Source organism: Cytobacillus sp. QJM3NY_8 (assembly GCF_056173585.1).
This window is the reverse complement of sequence record NZ_CM149681.1, coordinates 2,739,436-2,755,739: the sequence shown is the minus strand read 5'-3', so window position 1 is coordinate 2,755,739 and position 16,304 is coordinate 2,739,436. Positions and strand designations below refer to the sequence as shown.

Here is a 16,304-nt window from a genome sequence, read left to right as displayed (position 1 = left end):
AGAGTATGAAAGCTTTATTAAAAAAAGAAACAAATGGCTATACTGCTGTCTTTGAACGAAACCTGAAACATCCCAGGGAAGAAATCTGGGCGATGCTTACTGACAATAATCAGCTGAAAAAATGGTTTCCGGAGCTGCAGGCTGAGGAATTAAAGAATGGTGGAAAATTCAAATTTGATATGGGTGATGGCAGCTTTGAGGAAATGGAAATCCTCGGGTTTGAAAAGCCTGCGATCCTTGAATACACATGGGGTGATGATATTGTCCGCTTTGAGCTTAATGAATTCATGGGCGGGACAGAGCTGATTTTAATTGAAAAAATCAGTGAAATCACAGATCATACACCAAAGGATCTTGCAGGATGGCATGTGTGTCTAAATGTGATTGGACGTCTGCTTGATGGAGTAATAGATGGCAGCCGGAAAGACGAATGGAAAAATTGGTATGAAGAATATAAAGCAGCAACTGAGGCCATAAAGCACTAATACAGAAAAAGGCTGATAAATAATCCAAAGTAGTTCAGATAATGTGTAGCAAATCCGAAAACACAGGGTAAATAACAGTTGAGATAAAAAAAGGGTGGGGTCAACATTAAAGGAAACCCCAACCTTTTTTATTTTAATGTGAGATATTCGAAAAACATTTCTGTAAATAGAATAATCATCAAGGTGTATCGTTAACTTTTTTTTTTACTGCCATCCAAACCTCGCTATATACATTTTCCGATGTACCGTTGTACTTTGTAAATGAAATCCCAGGTAGTTCTGCTGGTTCATAATCTGATGAAGGCAGCCATTCAGAATAAATTTTTGCGGTAGTTTCTTGAAGTGTAGAAGGAAATGGTCCTTGGTTAGGGAAAATGGCCCATAAACTTTCTTCAATAGGAATTTGCTCTAAATGATCGAATGGATTTTCTTTTGTAGTTGCAAATCCTATCATATGTGTTAAATACCCTTTTTCTTCTAAAAAACCATCATCAAAATCATACGATACATTCAACACTTGATGAGGATATAAATCCGCTAATTGATGCATTTGATTTCTTTGTTGTTCGGTAATTGTCTTCGCTAGTTCTATGATAGCATTATTTTCACCTTCGAATTGAATAGGCACCCTTTTCGATACACCAACAATATTAAACATCTCTTTCTTTTCAATCTTGAATTCCATTGAAATTCCTCCTCTTATATCAATAAAGAATGAGAATTTGGGAAATGATTTTTGAATTTTGTTTTTAGTTACTTCTGAAGGCAAGAATCCGCTCCATTCACGAAAGGCTCTTGAAAAACCTTCAATGGATTGATAACCATATTTGCAGGCAATATCTGTTACTTTTGCTCCGTTAATCAGTTCAACATTTGCAACTGATAATCTCCTATTTTTGATGTACTCATTCAATGACATTCCAGCCATATATGAAAACATTCTTTTGAAATGATAATCAGATAGCCCTACAATTTTTGATATTTGCTTTCCGGAAATTTCTTCGGTTAAATGTGTCTCAATATAATCCATCAAATGATTGAATTCTTGTAACATTCATTTCCCCCCCCTTCACAAATATATAATAACGATAAAAATCATAATTCACTCGATATTTTCTATACGGAATATATCGGAACGCATTTCCGTTAAATATAAAGTTACAATCCGGTTTCGTTAGTAAAAGTGCATTTTTTTATATAATTTCATTATTTACATTGCTATTTAAATATATTTCCTTATAAAAGTTGATGTACCAATGAAAAAAGCATATCAATTACAAATTGATATGCTAATTTATATACTATTTACAAAGTTTCTTCACACAAACAGAACTAATTATCATGATGCGTCAGTCATTTTTCTTTTATTTCATAAACGGTTTCATGTTTGATTTCTTCGGATCAATGGTGAAGCGGTAAATCGGCAATTCCTGCCCAACTTCAGAAAGGACGTAGCCGAAGGTCGTATAACTGTCTACTGATTCAGGCTCAAGCGACAGGGAAAGCAGATTTGTTTGAGGCTGTGCGGTCAGAAATACATAAGTTCCTTTCGGGAAGGTGATGTCCTTCTTAGTCACCTCAGTCTCAACCTCAACAAGCTCCCTGTGTTCATAATTCCCTGCCGGTTCCTTAGAAGTTACTGTAAAGGCTTCAGCTGGAAGGCTGACATTTTTCGGAAGTCTAAAGCCCTTTAAACCTTGATCCATTAATTTTTCAGCGATTTCCTCATGACCTGGCTTTATTAAATAGGCGGTAGGTCTATCCCTTACCAATGTTGGTTCTGCATCAGTAGCACTTAAGTATTTAACTGGGATATCCTGAACAGTGCCCGTTGCTATGTCTACCATTTCCAGTGTTTCATTCTCCAGTTCTTTATTTTCGCTATCAATGATTATTGGATCATTGTCATTTGGCATTAAGCCTTTTTTGATAAGATTAAGTCTTTCTAATGCTACTAGATTTTTAATTTGTCTTGCATGATTGGCCGTTTGCTTAAGAATGCTTTCATGAGTGGCAATTTGGGCGTTCACTCTGCGCGCAAAATCTTCACGGCCGATGCCAATGCCTCTGCTTTCTACGAGGAAGGAGAATGCTGGCTGAAGTCCGAATGAATTCCGGCCAATTCTTGGCTCAGTGGAACCCTCGATAATTTCAATTTCACCTTGGTCATCCAGGCCTGCTGTATAGTAAATTTCTGCGGAAATACCATTATTCTCAAGCTCTTCCATGGCAGGCTCGACAAATAAACTGTCAGATGCTTGACGGATTTTTTCAGGGATATTGAGGTTCCGGCCAGACTGGATCAGAATATCGTGGTACTTCAAAGCGCCCTGTTCACCAACTTGATTAAAAGCACTGCTGTAAACAGAATATTCATGAGCATCAATCACCACTTCAGGTGAATATTTATTGAATTCTTCATGAATGGCCTGTACTTCTGGAGATTCAAGTTTTATATGATCACGGTTTCCATCCAGCCCATCGGCCAGCTGTCTTTTAAAATCATAAGAGCCATCAGGATTTACCCTTGGAATAACGATCACATTGATATCGTCCAAAATCTCCTTGCCCAATTCACCGGCAAGTCTGTTGGCCAAGGCCAGGATAGATTCACCGCTGGCAGGCTCGTTGCCATGGATCTGGCTCTGAACCCATACAATCGGCTTTTTTGATAAATAGCCCGACCTAATATGCTTATCCTTTGTGAAATAAAGGGCAGGTATTTCACGGCCTTCTTGAGAGGTTCCGATTGTTTTAACAGTTAGGTAAGGACTTTTAGCTTTGAGCTGTTTTATGTAGGCCATCATTTCTTCTTGAGAAGTAAAAGCATCACCGTCCCTTGAAAAGGCAGGAGTGTTGTCTATCACCTCAATTTCAGGAAAGAGGTGTCTTACTTGTTCAGGCTGGCTGTATGATTTCCCGTAATAGGGAGTTTCTGCCTGAACTGCAGGTGCAGCCAATAATGCAGCAGACAGGAGTACAGGAATAGTGCGTTTTTTTACTAGTTTTTTCATCGGCTAATTTCCTCCTCTTCTAATTTCAAATCAATAATAGATGAAGAATGTTTTAAGTGTCAAAAAATTTTGAATAGTATAAATTGAGGAGTTTAATGGATGAATTGTTTAAAAAGAAGGAATTGTAGGTGCTTAGTTCTAATATTATTCGGAAAACGAAATAGAATGGCAGGTAACTAGCGAAAATTCCCTAGCTTTTACTCGATAAAAACAGTGCTTTGGCTGGGAGTGGAAAACAATAAAATTATAAATTTTCTGAAAATAAGTTGAATTTTTTCCGAGATTGTTTATACTAAATTTGTAACATACCGACCGGTCAGTAAGTGAAGGAGGGATGGAATTTGGATTTTTCTTACTCATCAAAAGTACAGGAGCTCATAAGGAAATTAAATGTGTTTATGGAAGAAAACGTTTATCCGAACGAAACTCTGTATGAACAGCAATTGAATGAACAGAAAAGCCGCTGGAATGCTATTCCGCCCATTATGGAAGAGTTGAAACGCAAGGCGAAAGATGCTGGGCTATGGAACCTATTTTTACCGGAAAGCGAGTATGGGGCTGGTCTCACGAACGTGGACTATGCTCCACTTTGCGAAATTATGGGGCGTTCCATGATTGCACCGGAGATTTTCAATTGCAATGCACCTGATACCGGAAACATGGAAGTGCTCGCAAGATATGGCACCGATCAGCAAAAGAGTGATTGGCTGCAGCCTCTTTTAGAAGGGGAAATACGATCTTGTTTTTCAATGACAGAGCCGGATGTTGCCTCTTCTGATGCTACAAATATTGAAGCACGGATTGAAAGGCAAGGTACGGAGTATGTCATTAATGGTCGGAAGTGGTGGTCCTCAGGGGCGGGAGATCCGAGATGCAGGATAGCGATCGTCATGGGAAAAACCGATCCAGCAGCCAGCCGACATGAACAGCAATCTATGATTCTTGTTCCACTTGATACGCCAGGAGTAAAAATAGAGAGGATGCTTCCGGTGTTTGGCTATGATCACGCTCCCCATGGTCATGCTGAAATTACATACGACAATGTCAGAGTTCCCGCTGAAAATATGATTTGGGGTGAAGGGAAAGGATTTGCCATTGCGCAGGGAAGGCTTGGCCCAGGACGCATCCATCATTGCATGAGGCTAATAGGGGCAGCAGAGCGTGCTCTTGAAGAACTATGTAAGCGTGTACAAAATCGCGTCGCCTTTGGAAAACCGCTCTCTAATCAGGGAGTCATCCAGGAATGGATTGCGGATTCCCGAATTGAAATTGAGCAGGCAAGACTATTAACGCTTAAAGCGGCCCATATGATGGATACAGCCGGAAATAAAGCGGCGAAAACAGAGATTGCTATGATCAAAGTCGTGGCTCCATCCATGGCACTTAAGGTAATTGACCGGGCGATTCAGGCTTTTGGCGCAGCAGGAGTCTCTGACGATGTTCCGCTTGCGGCCTTGTGGGCAAATGCCAGGACGTTGAGGCTGGCAGACGGGCCAGATGAGGTCCATCGGGCACAGATTGCTAAGCTTGAGTTGAAAAAATACCAATAGGGAAAGCGGGGAGCCATATGAACGTAATGGATTTATTTGACCTAACCGGGAAAACGGCACTGATTACTGGAGGAGGCCGAGGGCTCGGTGCCCAGATTGCGGAAGGCTTTGCCGAGGCAGGGGCGAATATCGTTCTTTGTTCAAGAAAGGTGGAGGCATGTCAGGAAACAGCTGATCGTCTCGCCAAACTTGGCGTGAAAACTTTAGCTCTATCCTGCGACATAAGCAAACCCGAGGACGTCCATAAAGTGGTCGAAGGAACGGTTAAGGAATTTGGAAGCATTGATATTCTTGTCAATAACAGCGGTGCCACCTGGGGAGCACCTGCCGAAGAAATGCCGCTTGAAGCCTGGCATAAAGTTATCAATGTGAATGTGACAGGGACGTTTTTAATGAGCCAGGCTGCAGGTAAGATCATGATTGAGCAAAAGTCCGGAAAAATCATTAATATTGCCTCTGTTGCCGGACTTGGCGGTACTGATCCCCGGGTGATGGATACGATCGGATATAACACAAGCAAAGGCGCTGTTATTACGATGACAAAGGATCTGGCTGTAAAATGGGGCAGGTATGGCATCAATGTGAATGCCATAGCCCCAGGGTTTTTCCCTACTAAAATGTCAGCAGCGATTATTGAGCATGGGAAAAATCCAATTCTGGAGGCGACACCTCTCAGACGCTTTGGTTCTGCTGACGATTTGAAAGGCGCCGCTTTGTTCCTGGCTTCCAATGCTTCAAATTATGTGACGGGAGACGTATTAATTGTCGATGGCGGAACACATGCAATGTAAAAACGGCAAATTTTGGAGGGATTAATAATGAGAAAGAAGAAAACCTGGCATGCCCACTATCCTGAATCAATTGCAGCCGATGTTAGCATTCCCAGCAAGTCGATGCCTGAGATGCTGCAGGAAGTGACAGCGATGTATCCGCAGAATACAGCTTTATCTTTTTATGGCCGAAAAATGATTTATGCGGAACTTCAAAAAGCCGTCTATGGATTTGCTGCATCACTGCAGAAAAATGGTGTCCAAAAAGGCGGCCGTGTTGCCATCATGCTGCCCAATTGCCCGCAATATGTAATTGCGTATTATGGCACCCTTGCAGCGGGAGCGATCGTTACTCAAGTAAACCCGATGCTGGTTGAGCGCGAGATAGAGTATATTATGAATGATTCGGGTGCTGAGACACTTATCGTCTTTGATGCGTTATATCCACGCGTAAAAGGAGTACAGAGCAAAACGAAATTAAGTAATATAATTGTTGTCAGTCTCCAGCAATCAAATGCAGATTTTTCTCCTGATAAAACCTTTGATGGTTTTTTACATGAAGGCAAAGGACAATTCACCCCGGTAAACATTGAGCCTGAACAGGAAATAGCCGTCCTTCAATATACGGGCGGTACAACCGGCCGATCTAAAGGAGCCATGCTGACACATTACAATGTTCTCGCAAATGTGGTTCAGTCCTATGAATTTTTTAAAGAAAGAACCAAAATAGGCGGGGAAAAATTCTTAACCGTCATTCCGCTGTTCCACGTTTTTGGAATGACTGCCTGCATGAACTTTGCCATTTATACCGCCAATGAATCTATTTTATTGCCTCGCTTTGATTTGGAGGAAGTGCTTAATACGATTAAAAATGAGCAGCCTTCTGTATTTCCGGGTGTTCCAACCATGTATGTGGCTATCACCAATCATCCGCGTGCAGAGGAATATGGCATTGACAGCATTGAAACCTGCAATAGCGGAAGCGCGCCAATGCCTGTCGAACTGCTTCGCGATTTTGAACAAAAGACAGGAGCCAAAATACTCGAAGGCTATGGTTTATCCGAAGCTTCCCCAGTAACCCACTGCAATCCTCCTTTTTCAGAACGAAAGCCTGGAAGTGTCGGAATTGGTTTTCCTTCAACTGATTATAAAGTAGTCGATTTGGCCACAGGAACAGAAGAAGTTCCGAATGGAGAACTCGGAGAGGTCATCATCAAGGGACCGCAGATCATGAGAGGATATTGGAATATGCCTGAGGAGACGGCCGTCACATTACGGGATGGATGGCTCTACACAGGTGATATTGCAAGAATGGATGATGACGGTTTCCTTTATATTGTCGACCGTAAAAAAGACCTGATTATTGCAAGCGGATATAATATATATCCTCGCGATATCGAAGAAGTGCTCTATGAGCATCCTGCAGTTCAGGAGGCAGTAGTCATTGGTGTCCCGGATGCGTACCGGGGTGAAACAGTAAAAGCTTTCATCGTACTGAAAGCTGGCAAATCGTCAAGCGAAAAAGATATCATTTCATATTGCAAGCAGAACCTGGCTGCCTATAAAATTCCATCGGCCGTAGAATTCCGCCAGGAGCTTCCAAAGACAAATGTCGGAAAAATCCTTCGCCGGGCTTTGCGGGATGAGGTCCGGAGCCACTGATTTTTATGATATAATTCTGTCGATATTTTCTAACAGAAGCGGGGACTAACATTGAAAGAAAAAATTACTGAAAAGAGCATCCGGCTATTTGATCAGAAAGGCTTCAGCGAGACATCAATTCAGGATATTGTCGACAGTATTGGTGTGACGAAAGGGACGTTTTATTACTATTTTTCCAGCAAAGAAGAACTTTTGATGGACATCCATCTTCGCTACATTGATGACATGCTGGACAATCAGCACGAAATCCTCGGGGATGATTCAAAATCCAGCAAAGAAAAACTCTTTGCGATTGTTCAAATGCTGCTCAGCAATATCAAAACACAGGGAGCCAGCGCGAAAGTCTTTTTTAGAGAAATGCGCAACCTCAGTGACGAAAGTTTATCGGAAATCATTCCGAAAAGAGATCAGTTCAGGCTGAATATCGAAAAATTAATAGAAGAAGGCAAACAGAACGGAGAGTTCCGTGCGAATCTCAACTCTCCGATTATTGCCTTTGGCATCCTGGGCGTCACTAACTGGAGCTATCAGTGGTTCAATCCGGATGGATCTATATCTGACCGGGAAGTGGCGGAGATATTTACGGAAATGATCTTAAAGGGGATCGAGATGTAAATCGAAATTCTTTTAAAGTAGGGAAAATAAAGATAATTCTTTGTCTCTATTTTTTAGTAGGTAACAACATAGGACGGGAACTATATTTTAAGATACTGAGTTGATTGTAGCGGAAGACACTTGACTCCTGCGGGAGGAGAGGGAGCGGGAGACCCCACAGGCGAAGCCGAGGAGGCTCCCGTTCCTCCCCGCGGAAAGCAAGTGACTGCAGCGGAAATCAACGGGCAGTATAAATAAGCTATAACAATCTATTAAAACATAATTTTTAAGACATACCAACTGGTCAGTATAAGGAGGAGAAAAGATGAATGTAAATGATATTAAGCAAATTACGGTTATCGGTGCCGGGCAGATGGGCCACCAGATCGGAATGCTTTGTGCGCTTGGAGGATTTGAAACAATTATTCAGGATTTGAACGAAAACGCATTGCAGGATGCTGAGGCAAAGCTTCAAACGATTATGTCTAAATGGGTCTCCAAGGGGAAACTTGCCGAAGATGCTAAAGCTTCTGCATTTAATAGGCTGCGCTTTTCCACCAGCCTTGAAGAAAGTGTAAGGAATTCCGGCTTGATTATTGAAGCAGTAACCGAAAAACTTGATGTAAAAAAGGAGGTCTTCAGCAAGCTGGAGCAGTATGCTGATCCACATGCCATTTTTGCGACCAATAGTTCAACAATCGTGAATAGTCTAATAGCTGGTAAAACGGAGCGGCCAGAAAAAGTTGTTAATATGCATTTCTTCTTCCCGCCTCTCGTTATGGATTGTGTGGAAGTAGTAATGAGTGAACAGACATCTGAAGAAACCGCCCAAATAGCTATGGAAGTCTGTAAAAAAATCAATAGGACAGCCGTCCTTTTGAAAAAGGAAATTTCCGGATTCGTAGCAAACCGCATTCTCGGTGCGCTCCAAAAAGAGGCAGTGGCTCTGTTTGAACAGGGAATTGCAGACTATAAAGATATTGATGTCATCTGCCGGAAAGCATTGAATCACCCAATTGGCCCTTTTGAGCTTATGGATTTATCCGGACTCGATGTCGCCTATTATGTAATGGATCAGCGTTATCGGGAGACGGGAGATCCTGCCGATAAACCGTTTGCCTGTGTTGCTGAAAAAGTGGAAAAGGGAGAATTAGGCAGAAAGACAGGCAAGGGGTGGTACGAATATCATTCGAGTAAGATTAAGAGTTAAGGGGTGGCACCATGCACGAAATGCAGGTAACAGTGAGGTTTTGCGAGACTGATGCACTTGGCCATATCAACAATACCAGTTATTTTATATATCTTGAAGAAGCGCGTGTAAAGTATTTCGAGACACTCGGCTACAGCATGGATGTGAAAAATTGGAGCTTTAGCCTGGCCTCCACTAAGTGCGACTTTCTAAGCCAGGGGTATTTTAACCAAATCCTTACGGTAAAAACGTGGGTATCAAGAATCGGCAGGAAAAGCTTTCAGCTGAACCATGAAATTGTCTGTAGCCAGACGGGCGGTCTCATTGCCAAAGGGAGCGCCATCATCGTCTATTTTGATTTCAGCAAACAGGAGAGTGCTGTCATACCTGATCTTCTTCGCGAAGGTCTTAACCAAAATTCGGAACTTAAACTTAAAGAAACTGAATTTTCGTTTAAAAAGGAGGAGTTACATGCCCCAGCAAATGAGCCAGGATACCATTCCTGTGAGAAAAGGGGAACAATTAAATACAGCTGCACTGGAAAAATTCCTGCGGAGCGAGATTGGGAACCTTCCAAATGAACCACTCGAGATTCTGCAGTTTTCCACTGGCCACTCCAACCTGACATATCAGCTGAAAATGGGAGAATGGAAAGCTGTGCTCCGCAGGCCTCCGCTTGGACCTGTTGCACCGAAAGCTCACGACATGGAGAGGGAATTCAGAGTGATTTCTGAGATCAGCCCCTTTTTCAAGGAAGCTCCGAAGCCGCTTCTTTTCACAGATAATAAAGAAATTGCCGGTGCAGCTTTTTTCATTATGGAAAGAAGGCATGGAATTGTTTTAGATACCTCATTCCCTGAAGGAGTTGCACCAGACGAGGGAGTTTGCAGAGGGCTGTCTCAAATTATGGTTGATAAACTTGCCGAACTTCATTCCATTAACTATAAAAGGACAGGTTTAGCTGAAATCAGCAATCCTGATGGATTTATGGAAAGGCAGGTGCATGGCTGGATTGGCCGGTATGAACGGGCCAAGACGGAGGAAGTTTCTGAGGCGGATACATTGAAAAAGTGGCTGACCAATCATATCCCAGTAAGTCCGGAACCTTCCATCATCCATTATGATTACAAACTGAACAATGCAATGTTTAATGAAAATTTGACAGAAATGGCAGGCCTGTTTGACTGGGAGATGGCAACTGTTGGCGATCCGCTGGCAGACCTTGGTGCAGCGATGAGCTATTGGATTCAGGGGGATGATCCAGATCTGCTGAAGTTTGGCTTAGGCAAACCGCCAGTAACTGTTCTAAACGGCTTTTACTCGCGCAGAGAATTTATGGAGGCATATGCTAAAAAGACTGGCCGAGATCTCAGCTGCATGAATTTTTATTTAACATTTGCTTACTTCAAGCTCGCCGTCATTTGCCAGCAAATCTATTATCGCTACAAGAAAGGCCAAACAGGCGATGCTCGTTTTTCACAATTCCATACATTTGTTAAAGTGCTCCTGAAACATGCTGTAAAGGCTGCAAACGAGAAAAACTGAGATGAAAAAAGTTCATGTGATTTTAAAGAAAGAGGATATTTCAGAAGAGAAATTAAGAGAAAGCAGTAAAGTGGCTGTCGTTTTGGATATTCTTCTCGCGACCACGACGATTACTGCAGCTCTTTCAGAAGGAGCTGCAGAAGTCATCCCTGTATTGGATGTTACGGAAGGGATGACTGTTACAGCAGGCATGAAGCCGGAGACATTTGTCCTTGCCGGCGAGATTCATGGGAAGCCGATTGAAGGATGCGTGTATCCCATTCCGAGCCGCATCCGTGAAGTGATAGATGGCAGGAAACTGATCCTGACAACAACAAATGGAACGGTAGCTTTAAGAAAATCAGCCTGTGCCTCAAAAGTCTATATCAGCTCGCTATTAAACAATCGGGCAGTTGCAGAATCCGTAAAGGGAGAAGCTGAGACAGTCATCGTTGTATGCTCAGGAAATTCGGGGGAACTCAGTTTGGAGGACTTTTACGGTGCAGGGCACTTTATCGATTGCTTAACCGATCATGATCAATGGAATATGACTGATTCTGCAAAAGCTGCTTTGCATTTTTACCGGGGTGCATCAGGAAGCGCATTTGACATTCTGTCATCATCCAGGGTAGGCAGGCTTTTTGCCCGGCACGGGCTGGCAGAAGATTTAGAGTTCGCATCACAGATTGACATGGAAGCGATTGTTCCCATTCTGAAAAATGGCAGAGCGGTTCCATCAGACCGCTTTAGAAGGAGAGTGAATCCGTAAATGGAAGAAGTAAAAACAGCTAATCGCGGTGCGGGTTTTTTGTTCACAAAGCTTATTCCTGAAACACTATACACACCAGAAGATTTTACAGATGAGCATATCTTGATTGGCAGAACCGCTAAACAATTTGCTGAAAAAATGGTACAGCCTGAAAAGGACCGGATTGAAAACCAGGACTTTGAGCTGGTTACGGATTTGCTGAGGAAGGCGGGGGGACTTGGCTTGCTTGCACATAGCATCCCTGAAAAATACGGCGGTCTGGGCCTGGATAAAATCAGTAAGGGGATTGTCGGTGAAAGCATTGCCTCAACAGGCGGTTATGGGGTAGCCCACTCCAACCATACCTGTATTGCGACCCTCCCTATTACTTACTTTGGGACACCGGAGCAGAAAGAAAAATATTTGCCGAAGCTTGCTTCTGGGGAGTACATTGGGGCTTACTGCCTGACAGAACCGAACGCAGGTTCAGATGCACTTTCCTCCCAGACAACAGCTGTTCTGAATCAGGAAGGAACACATTATATCTTAAATGGCACCAAAATTTATATTACTAACGCTGTATTTTCAGATACGTTTATTGTTTACGCTAAAGTGGATGGCCAGCATTTTACCGCGTTTATCGTTGAGCGCGATACACCAGGGCTTTCCCTTGGTCCGGAAGAAAATAAGATGGGCATCAAAGGATCTTCAACAAGATCGGTCATTTTTGAAGATTGTCCTGTGCCAGCCAATCAGTTGCTTGGCGAAGTGGGCAAAGGCCATATTATTGCTCTGAACGTCCTGAATCTGGGCCGCTTCAATTTAGGTTCTGCCTGCATGGGGGCATCCAAAACCGGATTGAAGAAAGCTATACAATTCACAGGGGAAAGAAAGCAATTTGGAAAATCCATTGGTGATTTTCCAGCTACCAAGGAAAAAATCGCAAAAATGGCAGGTAGAATTTACGCTGCTGAATCACTGCAGTATCGTACTGCAAACCTGCTGGAAGAATCATTAGCAGACTTATACGATTCATCTGATTTAAAACTTATTGGAAAAAGAATGAGCGAATATGCCACAGAATGTGCGATCTGCAAGGTGTTTGGATCGGAAACGCTCGACTATGCGGCAGATGAAGTACTGCAGCTTCATGGCGGAGCAGGATTCATCAAGGAATACGGAGTGGAACAAATGTATCGTGATTCCCGCATTAACCGTATTTTTGAGGGAACAAATGAGATTAATAGACTGCTGATTCCTACACACCTTTTCCGTAAAGCATTGAAGGGTGATATCGATTTAGCCGCAAGAGTGGAGGAGGCTGTTGTTCAGTTGAGCAAACCTGAACCAATCGGCCAGGGCATTTTTGAGAAAGAAAGAGCAGCGGTTGATACGATGAGAAACCTATTCCTGTTAAACGCCGGACTCGCTTACGAAGCATTTGGCAGCTCACTTGCTCATGAACAGGAAGCACTTATGAAGCTCGCCGATCTGGCCATTGCCCTTTATGCTTCAGAATCGGCTGTCTATCGTACTTATAAAGCTATTCAGGAAAATGGTGAAGAAAAAGAAGAATTGAAGATTCTTCAGACAAGAACGTTTATCGAAGGTGCGATATGGGATGCAGAAAGACTATCCCGTCAGCTTGTGTCAGAATTGGCTTCTGAAGGGAAAAGAGATCAGTTAATCGGATTAGTCATCCGAGAATGCGGCAGGTTCAGTTCCTTTGGGAAGGAAAGTGCGAGAAACAGAAGGATCGCTGAGCTTGTATATGATAAAGGCGAGTATTGCTGCTAGATATATAGAGAAGGAGTGTTTTAAAATGAAAGCCATCCAATTCAAAGAGTATGGAGGACCTGAAGTCCTTAACTTAATCGAGGTTGACCGGCCTCAGCCGACAGGACGTGAAGTATTAATTGAGGTTCATGCCATTGGGGTGAACTATGCAGATACCGCAAGAAGAGAAGGGCAATACGTCGTGCCGACACCTCTGCCGTTCATTCCTGGTGCTGAAGTGGCAGGTGTTGTCGCTGCAGCAGGTGAAGATGCGAAAATTCCTGTTGGCACAAGAGTGGTTACGTTAATTGAATCAGGCGGCTACTCGGAGTATGTATTAGCTGATGAAAGAGGGCTGATTCCCCTGCCGGAAGGATTGGATTTCAACCTGGCTGCTGCTCTGCCTCTGCAGGGCTTGAGTGCCTATCATATACTAAAAACGATGGGCAGACTTGAAGCGGGTGAAAGCGTCCTTGTCCATGCAGCGGCAGGCGGTGTAGGAACACTTGCTGTTCAGCTCGCAAAATTATTCGGTGCAGGTACCGTCATCGCCACTGCCAGCACCGATGAAAAACTTCAGCTTGCGAAAGAAATGGGTGCGGATGTTCTCGTAAACTACACAAAAGAAGGCTGGGAAAATGAAGTGCTGGAAGCAACAGGCGGAAAAGGTGTGAATGTTGCACTCGAAATGGCAGGCGGGGAAATTTTTAATAAAACTCTGAAATGCCTTGCCACCTTTGGCCGCCTTGTCATATATGGTGTGGCAAGCGGGGAGCAAAGCCGGTTTTATCCGTCATCCCTAATGGGTCGGAACCAATCAGTCATCGGATTTTTCCTTCCGCAGATTATGAGAAAACCCGAACTGCTGCAGCCGAGTATGAAGGAATTATTGACATATGCAGCTGCAGGAAAGCTGAAGCTGACAATTGGGGAAATCCATCCTCTGGAGGATGCTGCCAAGGTACATGAGCGGATGCAGTCGAGGCAAACAAAAGGAAAGCTTATTCTTGTACCTGCAAGATAATCGGAAGCCTGCCATTTACCATGTGGCAGGCTCTTTTTCTATTAAACTGACAGGAATATAGGGATTTATATAGAACATAAATAGTAGAGCTGATCCTATTTTTGATGAGGGTGATTTATATGGAAAAGGACGAGGTAAAGAAAAAGGTACAAAATACTTTCGGTAAAAATGCAGAAAAATATGTGACAAGCAAAATTCATGGAGATGCGGCTGAGCTTAATCAGCTCGTTCAAACTCTGAATCCGCAGAAAGATTGGGTGGTGCTGGATATCGCCACAGGAGGAGGGCATGTGGCCAAAAGTCTGGCACCTTTTGTTTCCCAGGTCTTCGCTGCTGATTTGACAAAAGAAATGCTGGCCAATACTGCACGCCATCTGGAAAGCTTTAAAAATATCTGGTATGTCCTCGCGGATGCTGAAGATTTGCCATTTCTGGATAAGTACTTTGATGCCGTAACCTGCCGGATAGCCCCCCATCATTTTCCCAATCCGGAAAAGTTCATTTCGGAAGCCGGGAGGGTATTAAAACCAGGCGGTCATTTCCTGTTGATCGATAACGTATCACCTGAAGAAAAAGAGCTGGCTGGCTTTATGAACACTGTTGAGAAATTGCGGGATGACAGTCATTGCCGGTGTTTGTCGACAGGAGAGTGGAGAAAGCTATTTGCTGCTTCAGGGCTGCATGAAACGAACTCGAAGAGCAGAAAGAAAATATTTGAATTCCCGTCCTGGGTAAGGCGGACAGCCGAAAGTGACGAACAGATTAAGTCAGTCGAAGATTATATTTTGCAGGCTGATCGAACTGCTGCAGATTACTTTCAAATCAAATTTCATGATGGCAGGGTGCAATCCTTTAAAGTGGATGAATGGATGGCACTTTGCGTGAAACAATAGGAGGAAATGGTGATGGATTTAAACCTGAAAAATAAAAAAGCGCTAGTAGTGGCTTCAAGCCAGGGACTAGGTAAAGCAATTGCGGCACAGCTTGCACAGGAAGGCGCCAATGTGATGATTACAAGCAGGGATGAAGCAAAACTGCAAGCTGTTCAAAAGGAATTCCGTGACCAATATAATGTTGATGTTGAGTATCACCGTGCAGATGTTACCAATCCGGAAGATATCAAACAGTTAGTCAAATATACAGCTGAAACACTTGGCGGAATCGATATTTTGATCAATAATGCCGGGGGACCTCCCGGGGGAACGTTTGAATCCCTGACAGATGAAGATTGGGAAAAAGCGTTTCAATTAAATCTATTAAGCCATGTAAGGCTGATCCGGGAGGCGCTTCCCGAATTAAAGAAAAATGGCGGCAGGATTATTAATATTGCTTCTTCAAGCATTAAACAGCCGATACCAGGCCTTCTGCTTTCGAATACATTCCGTTTGGGCATTGTCGGAATGACCAAAACGCTCTCTGAGGAATTGGCAGCTTATAATATCTTAATCAATACAGTAGCTCCGGGAAGGATTGCGACAGACAGGGTTGATTACCTGGATCAGCATAACGCGGACCGGCAAAACATCTCCAAAGAAGAAGTTACAGAAAGAGCCAAAAGCAATATCCCGCTGCGCAGATATGGAACCCCGGCAGAGTTTGCGAACGTCGTAACTTTCCTGGCTTCCGACGCAAGCAGCTATGTGACGGGAAGCTCCATTTTGGTCGATGGCGGGATGGTGAAAGCATTATAGCAGGTTTTTTTGTTCGTGCAGCTAGTGTGAGAGTCCGAACCCGGACTAACTTCGGACAGAGAAATCGAAAAACCTGTTGTGGGAGTCCAAACCTGGGCCAACTTCGGACAGAGAAGTCGAAAAAGCCGGTGTGGGAGTCCAAACCTGGGCCAACTTCGGACAGAGAAGTCGAAAAACCCGGTGTGAAAGTCCGAACCTGGGCCAACTTCGGACAGAGAAATCGAAAAAGCCGGAGAGAGAGTCCGAACCTGGGCCAACTTCGGACAGAGAAATCGAA

Annotated in this window: 14 protein-coding genes and 1 pseudogene; 13 read left to right on the top strand and 2 right to left on the bottom strand. The window is 43.4% G+C overall.

What is annotated here, in order from left to right; translation table 11 throughout:
- Nucleotides 1–5: 5 nt before the first annotated feature.
- The gene (locus tag AC0VZ9_RS14320) at nt 6–485 is read left to right on the top strand and encodes an SRPBCC family protein (RefSeq protein ID WP_019383131.1); all 480 of its coding nucleotides are present in this window, start codon (nt 6–8) and stop codon (nt 483–485) included.
- A gap of 178 nt (nt 486–663) precedes the next feature.
- On the opposite strand, the gene AC0VZ9_RS14315 is transcribed toward AC0VZ9_RS14320, so the two are convergent.
- Both AC0VZ9_RS14315 and AC0VZ9_RS14310 read right to left on the bottom strand, forming a co-directional pair.
- On the bottom strand, nt 664–1,539 hold the full coding sequence (locus AC0VZ9_RS14315) for an AraC family transcriptional regulator (RefSeq protein WP_256815528.1): 876 nt from the start codon (nt 1,537–1,539) through the stop codon (nt 664–666).
- A gap of 310 nt (nt 1,540–1,849) precedes the next feature.
- The gene (locus AC0VZ9_RS14310; RefSeq protein WP_071156103.1) at nt 1,850–3,499 is read right to left on the bottom strand and encodes a M14 family metallopeptidase; all 1,650 of its coding nucleotides are present in this window, start codon (nt 3,497–3,499) and stop codon (nt 1,850–1,852) included.
- Nucleotides 3,500–3,840: 341 nt separating this feature from the next.
- Between AC0VZ9_RS14310 and AC0VZ9_RS14305 the strand changes: the two genes are divergently transcribed.
- The 12 genes and pseudogenes from AC0VZ9_RS14305 to AC0VZ9_RS14250 all read left to right on the top strand — a co-directional run bounded on the left by AC0VZ9_RS14305 (nt 3,841) and on the right by AC0VZ9_RS14250 (nt 16,027).
- Nucleotides 3,841–5,049 (top strand): acyl-CoA dehydrogenase, encoded by a 1,209-nt coding sequence (locus AC0VZ9_RS14305; RefSeq protein WP_009334361.1) that lies wholly within the window; start codon nt 3,841–3,843, stop codon nt 5,047–5,049.
- A 17-nt stretch (nt 5,050–5,066) separates the two neighbouring features.
- Nucleotides 5,067–5,840, top strand: coding sequence for an SDR family oxidoreductase (locus AC0VZ9_RS14300; protein WP_009334362.1), 774 nt, complete (start codon nt 5,067–5,069; stop codon nt 5,838–5,840).
- A gap of 27 nt (nt 5,841–5,867) precedes the next feature.
- Nucleotides 5,868–7,481 (top strand): long-chain-fatty-acid--CoA ligase, encoded by a 1,614-nt coding sequence (locus tag AC0VZ9_RS14295; RefSeq protein ID WP_256816740.1) that lies wholly within the window; start codon nt 5,868–5,870, stop codon nt 7,479–7,481.
- 51 nt (nt 7,482–7,532) lie between these two features.
- Nucleotides 7,533–8,096: a TetR/AcrR family transcriptional regulator gene (locus AC0VZ9_RS14290; protein ID WP_251174525.1), complete on the top strand. Its 564-nt coding sequence runs from the start codon at nt 7,533–7,535 to the stop codon at nt 8,094–8,096.
- A gap of 304 nt (nt 8,097–8,400) precedes the next feature.
- On the top strand, nt 8,401–9,285 hold the full coding sequence (locus AC0VZ9_RS14285; RefSeq protein WP_251174526.1) for a 3-hydroxyacyl-CoA dehydrogenase family protein: 885 nt from the start codon (nt 8,401–8,403) through the stop codon (nt 9,283–9,285).
- 11 nt (nt 9,286–9,296) lie between these two features.
- Nucleotides 9,297–9,674, top strand: a pseudogene (locus tag AC0VZ9_RS14280) (acyl-CoA thioesterase); the annotation flags it as partial.
- 61 nt (nt 9,675–9,735) lie between these two features.
- Nucleotides 9,736–10,809, top strand: coding sequence for a phosphotransferase family protein (locus AC0VZ9_RS14275; protein ID WP_475396362.1), 1,074 nt, complete (start codon nt 9,736–9,738; stop codon nt 10,807–10,809).
- A 1-nt stretch (nt 10,810) separates the two neighbouring features.
- Entirely contained in the window at nt 10,811–11,557 is a 747-nt protein-coding gene (locus tag AC0VZ9_RS14270) for a 2-phosphosulfolactate phosphatase (RefSeq protein ID WP_009334367.1), read from the top strand.
- Entirely contained in the window at nt 11,558–13,333 is a 1,776-nt protein-coding gene (locus tag AC0VZ9_RS14265) for an acyl-CoA dehydrogenase family protein (protein ID WP_256816746.1), read from the top strand.
- 25 nt (nt 13,334–13,358) lie between these two features.
- Entirely contained in the window at nt 13,359–14,336 is a 978-nt protein-coding gene (locus AC0VZ9_RS14260) for a quinone oxidoreductase family protein (RefSeq protein ID WP_217024632.1), read from the top strand.
- Nucleotides 14,337–14,455: 119 nt separating this feature from the next.
- Entirely contained in the window at nt 14,456–15,229 is a 774-nt protein-coding gene (locus AC0VZ9_RS14255) for a class I SAM-dependent methyltransferase (RefSeq protein ID WP_071156093.1), read from the top strand.
- A 12-nt stretch (nt 15,230–15,241) separates the two neighbouring features.
- Nucleotides 15,242–16,027 carry an SDR family oxidoreductase gene (locus AC0VZ9_RS14250; protein ID WP_071156091.1) on the top strand — a complete coding sequence of 262 codons (786 nt, stop codon included), beginning with the start codon at nt 15,242–15,244 and terminating at the stop codon, nt 16,025–16,027.
- Nucleotides 16,028–16,304: the final 277 nt, after the last annotated feature.

What these genes read in the sequence shown, in the direction of transcription:
- AC0VZ9_RS14320 (WP_019383131.1), top strand. Translation starts at nt 6, where the DNA reads ATGAAAGCTTTATTAAAAAAAGAAACAAATGGCTATACTGCTGTCTTT.
- AC0VZ9_RS14315 (WP_256815528.1), bottom strand. Translation starts at nt 1,539, where the DNA reads ATGTTACAAGAATTCAATCATTTGATGGATTATATTGAGACACATTTA.
- AC0VZ9_RS14310 (WP_071156103.1), bottom strand. Translation starts at nt 3,499, where the DNA reads ATGAAAAAACTAGTAAAAAAACGCACTATTCCTGTACTCCTGTCTGCT.
- AC0VZ9_RS14300 (WP_009334362.1), top strand. Translation starts at nt 5,067, where the DNA reads ATGAACGTAATGGATTTATTTGACCTAACCGGGAAAACGGCACTGATT.
- AC0VZ9_RS14295 (WP_256816740.1), top strand. Translation starts at nt 5,868, where the DNA reads ATGAGAAAGAAGAAAACCTGGCATGCCCACTATCCTGAATCAATTGCA.
- AC0VZ9_RS14285 (WP_251174526.1), top strand. Translation starts at nt 8,401, where the DNA reads ATGAATGTAAATGATATTAAGCAAATTACGGTTATCGGTGCCGGGCAG.
- AC0VZ9_RS14275 (WP_475396362.1), top strand. Translation starts at nt 9,736, where the DNA reads ATGCCCCAGCAAATGAGCCAGGATACCATTCCTGTGAGAAAAGGGGAA.
- AC0VZ9_RS14270 (WP_009334367.1), top strand. Translation starts at nt 10,811, where the DNA reads ATGAAAAAAGTTCATGTGATTTTAAAGAAAGAGGATATTTCAGAAGAG.
- AC0VZ9_RS14265 (WP_256816746.1), top strand. Translation starts at nt 11,558, where the DNA reads ATGGAAGAAGTAAAAACAGCTAATCGCGGTGCGGGTTTTTTGTTCACA.
- AC0VZ9_RS14260 (WP_217024632.1), top strand. Translation starts at nt 13,359, where the DNA reads ATGAAAGCCATCCAATTCAAAGAGTATGGAGGACCTGAAGTCCTTAAC.
- AC0VZ9_RS14255 (WP_071156093.1), top strand. Translation starts at nt 14,456, where the DNA reads ATGGAAAAGGACGAGGTAAAGAAAAAGGTACAAAATACTTTCGGTAAA.
- AC0VZ9_RS14250 (WP_071156091.1), top strand. Translation starts at nt 15,242, where the DNA reads ATGGATTTAAACCTGAAAAATAAAAAAGCGCTAGTAGTGGCTTCAAGC.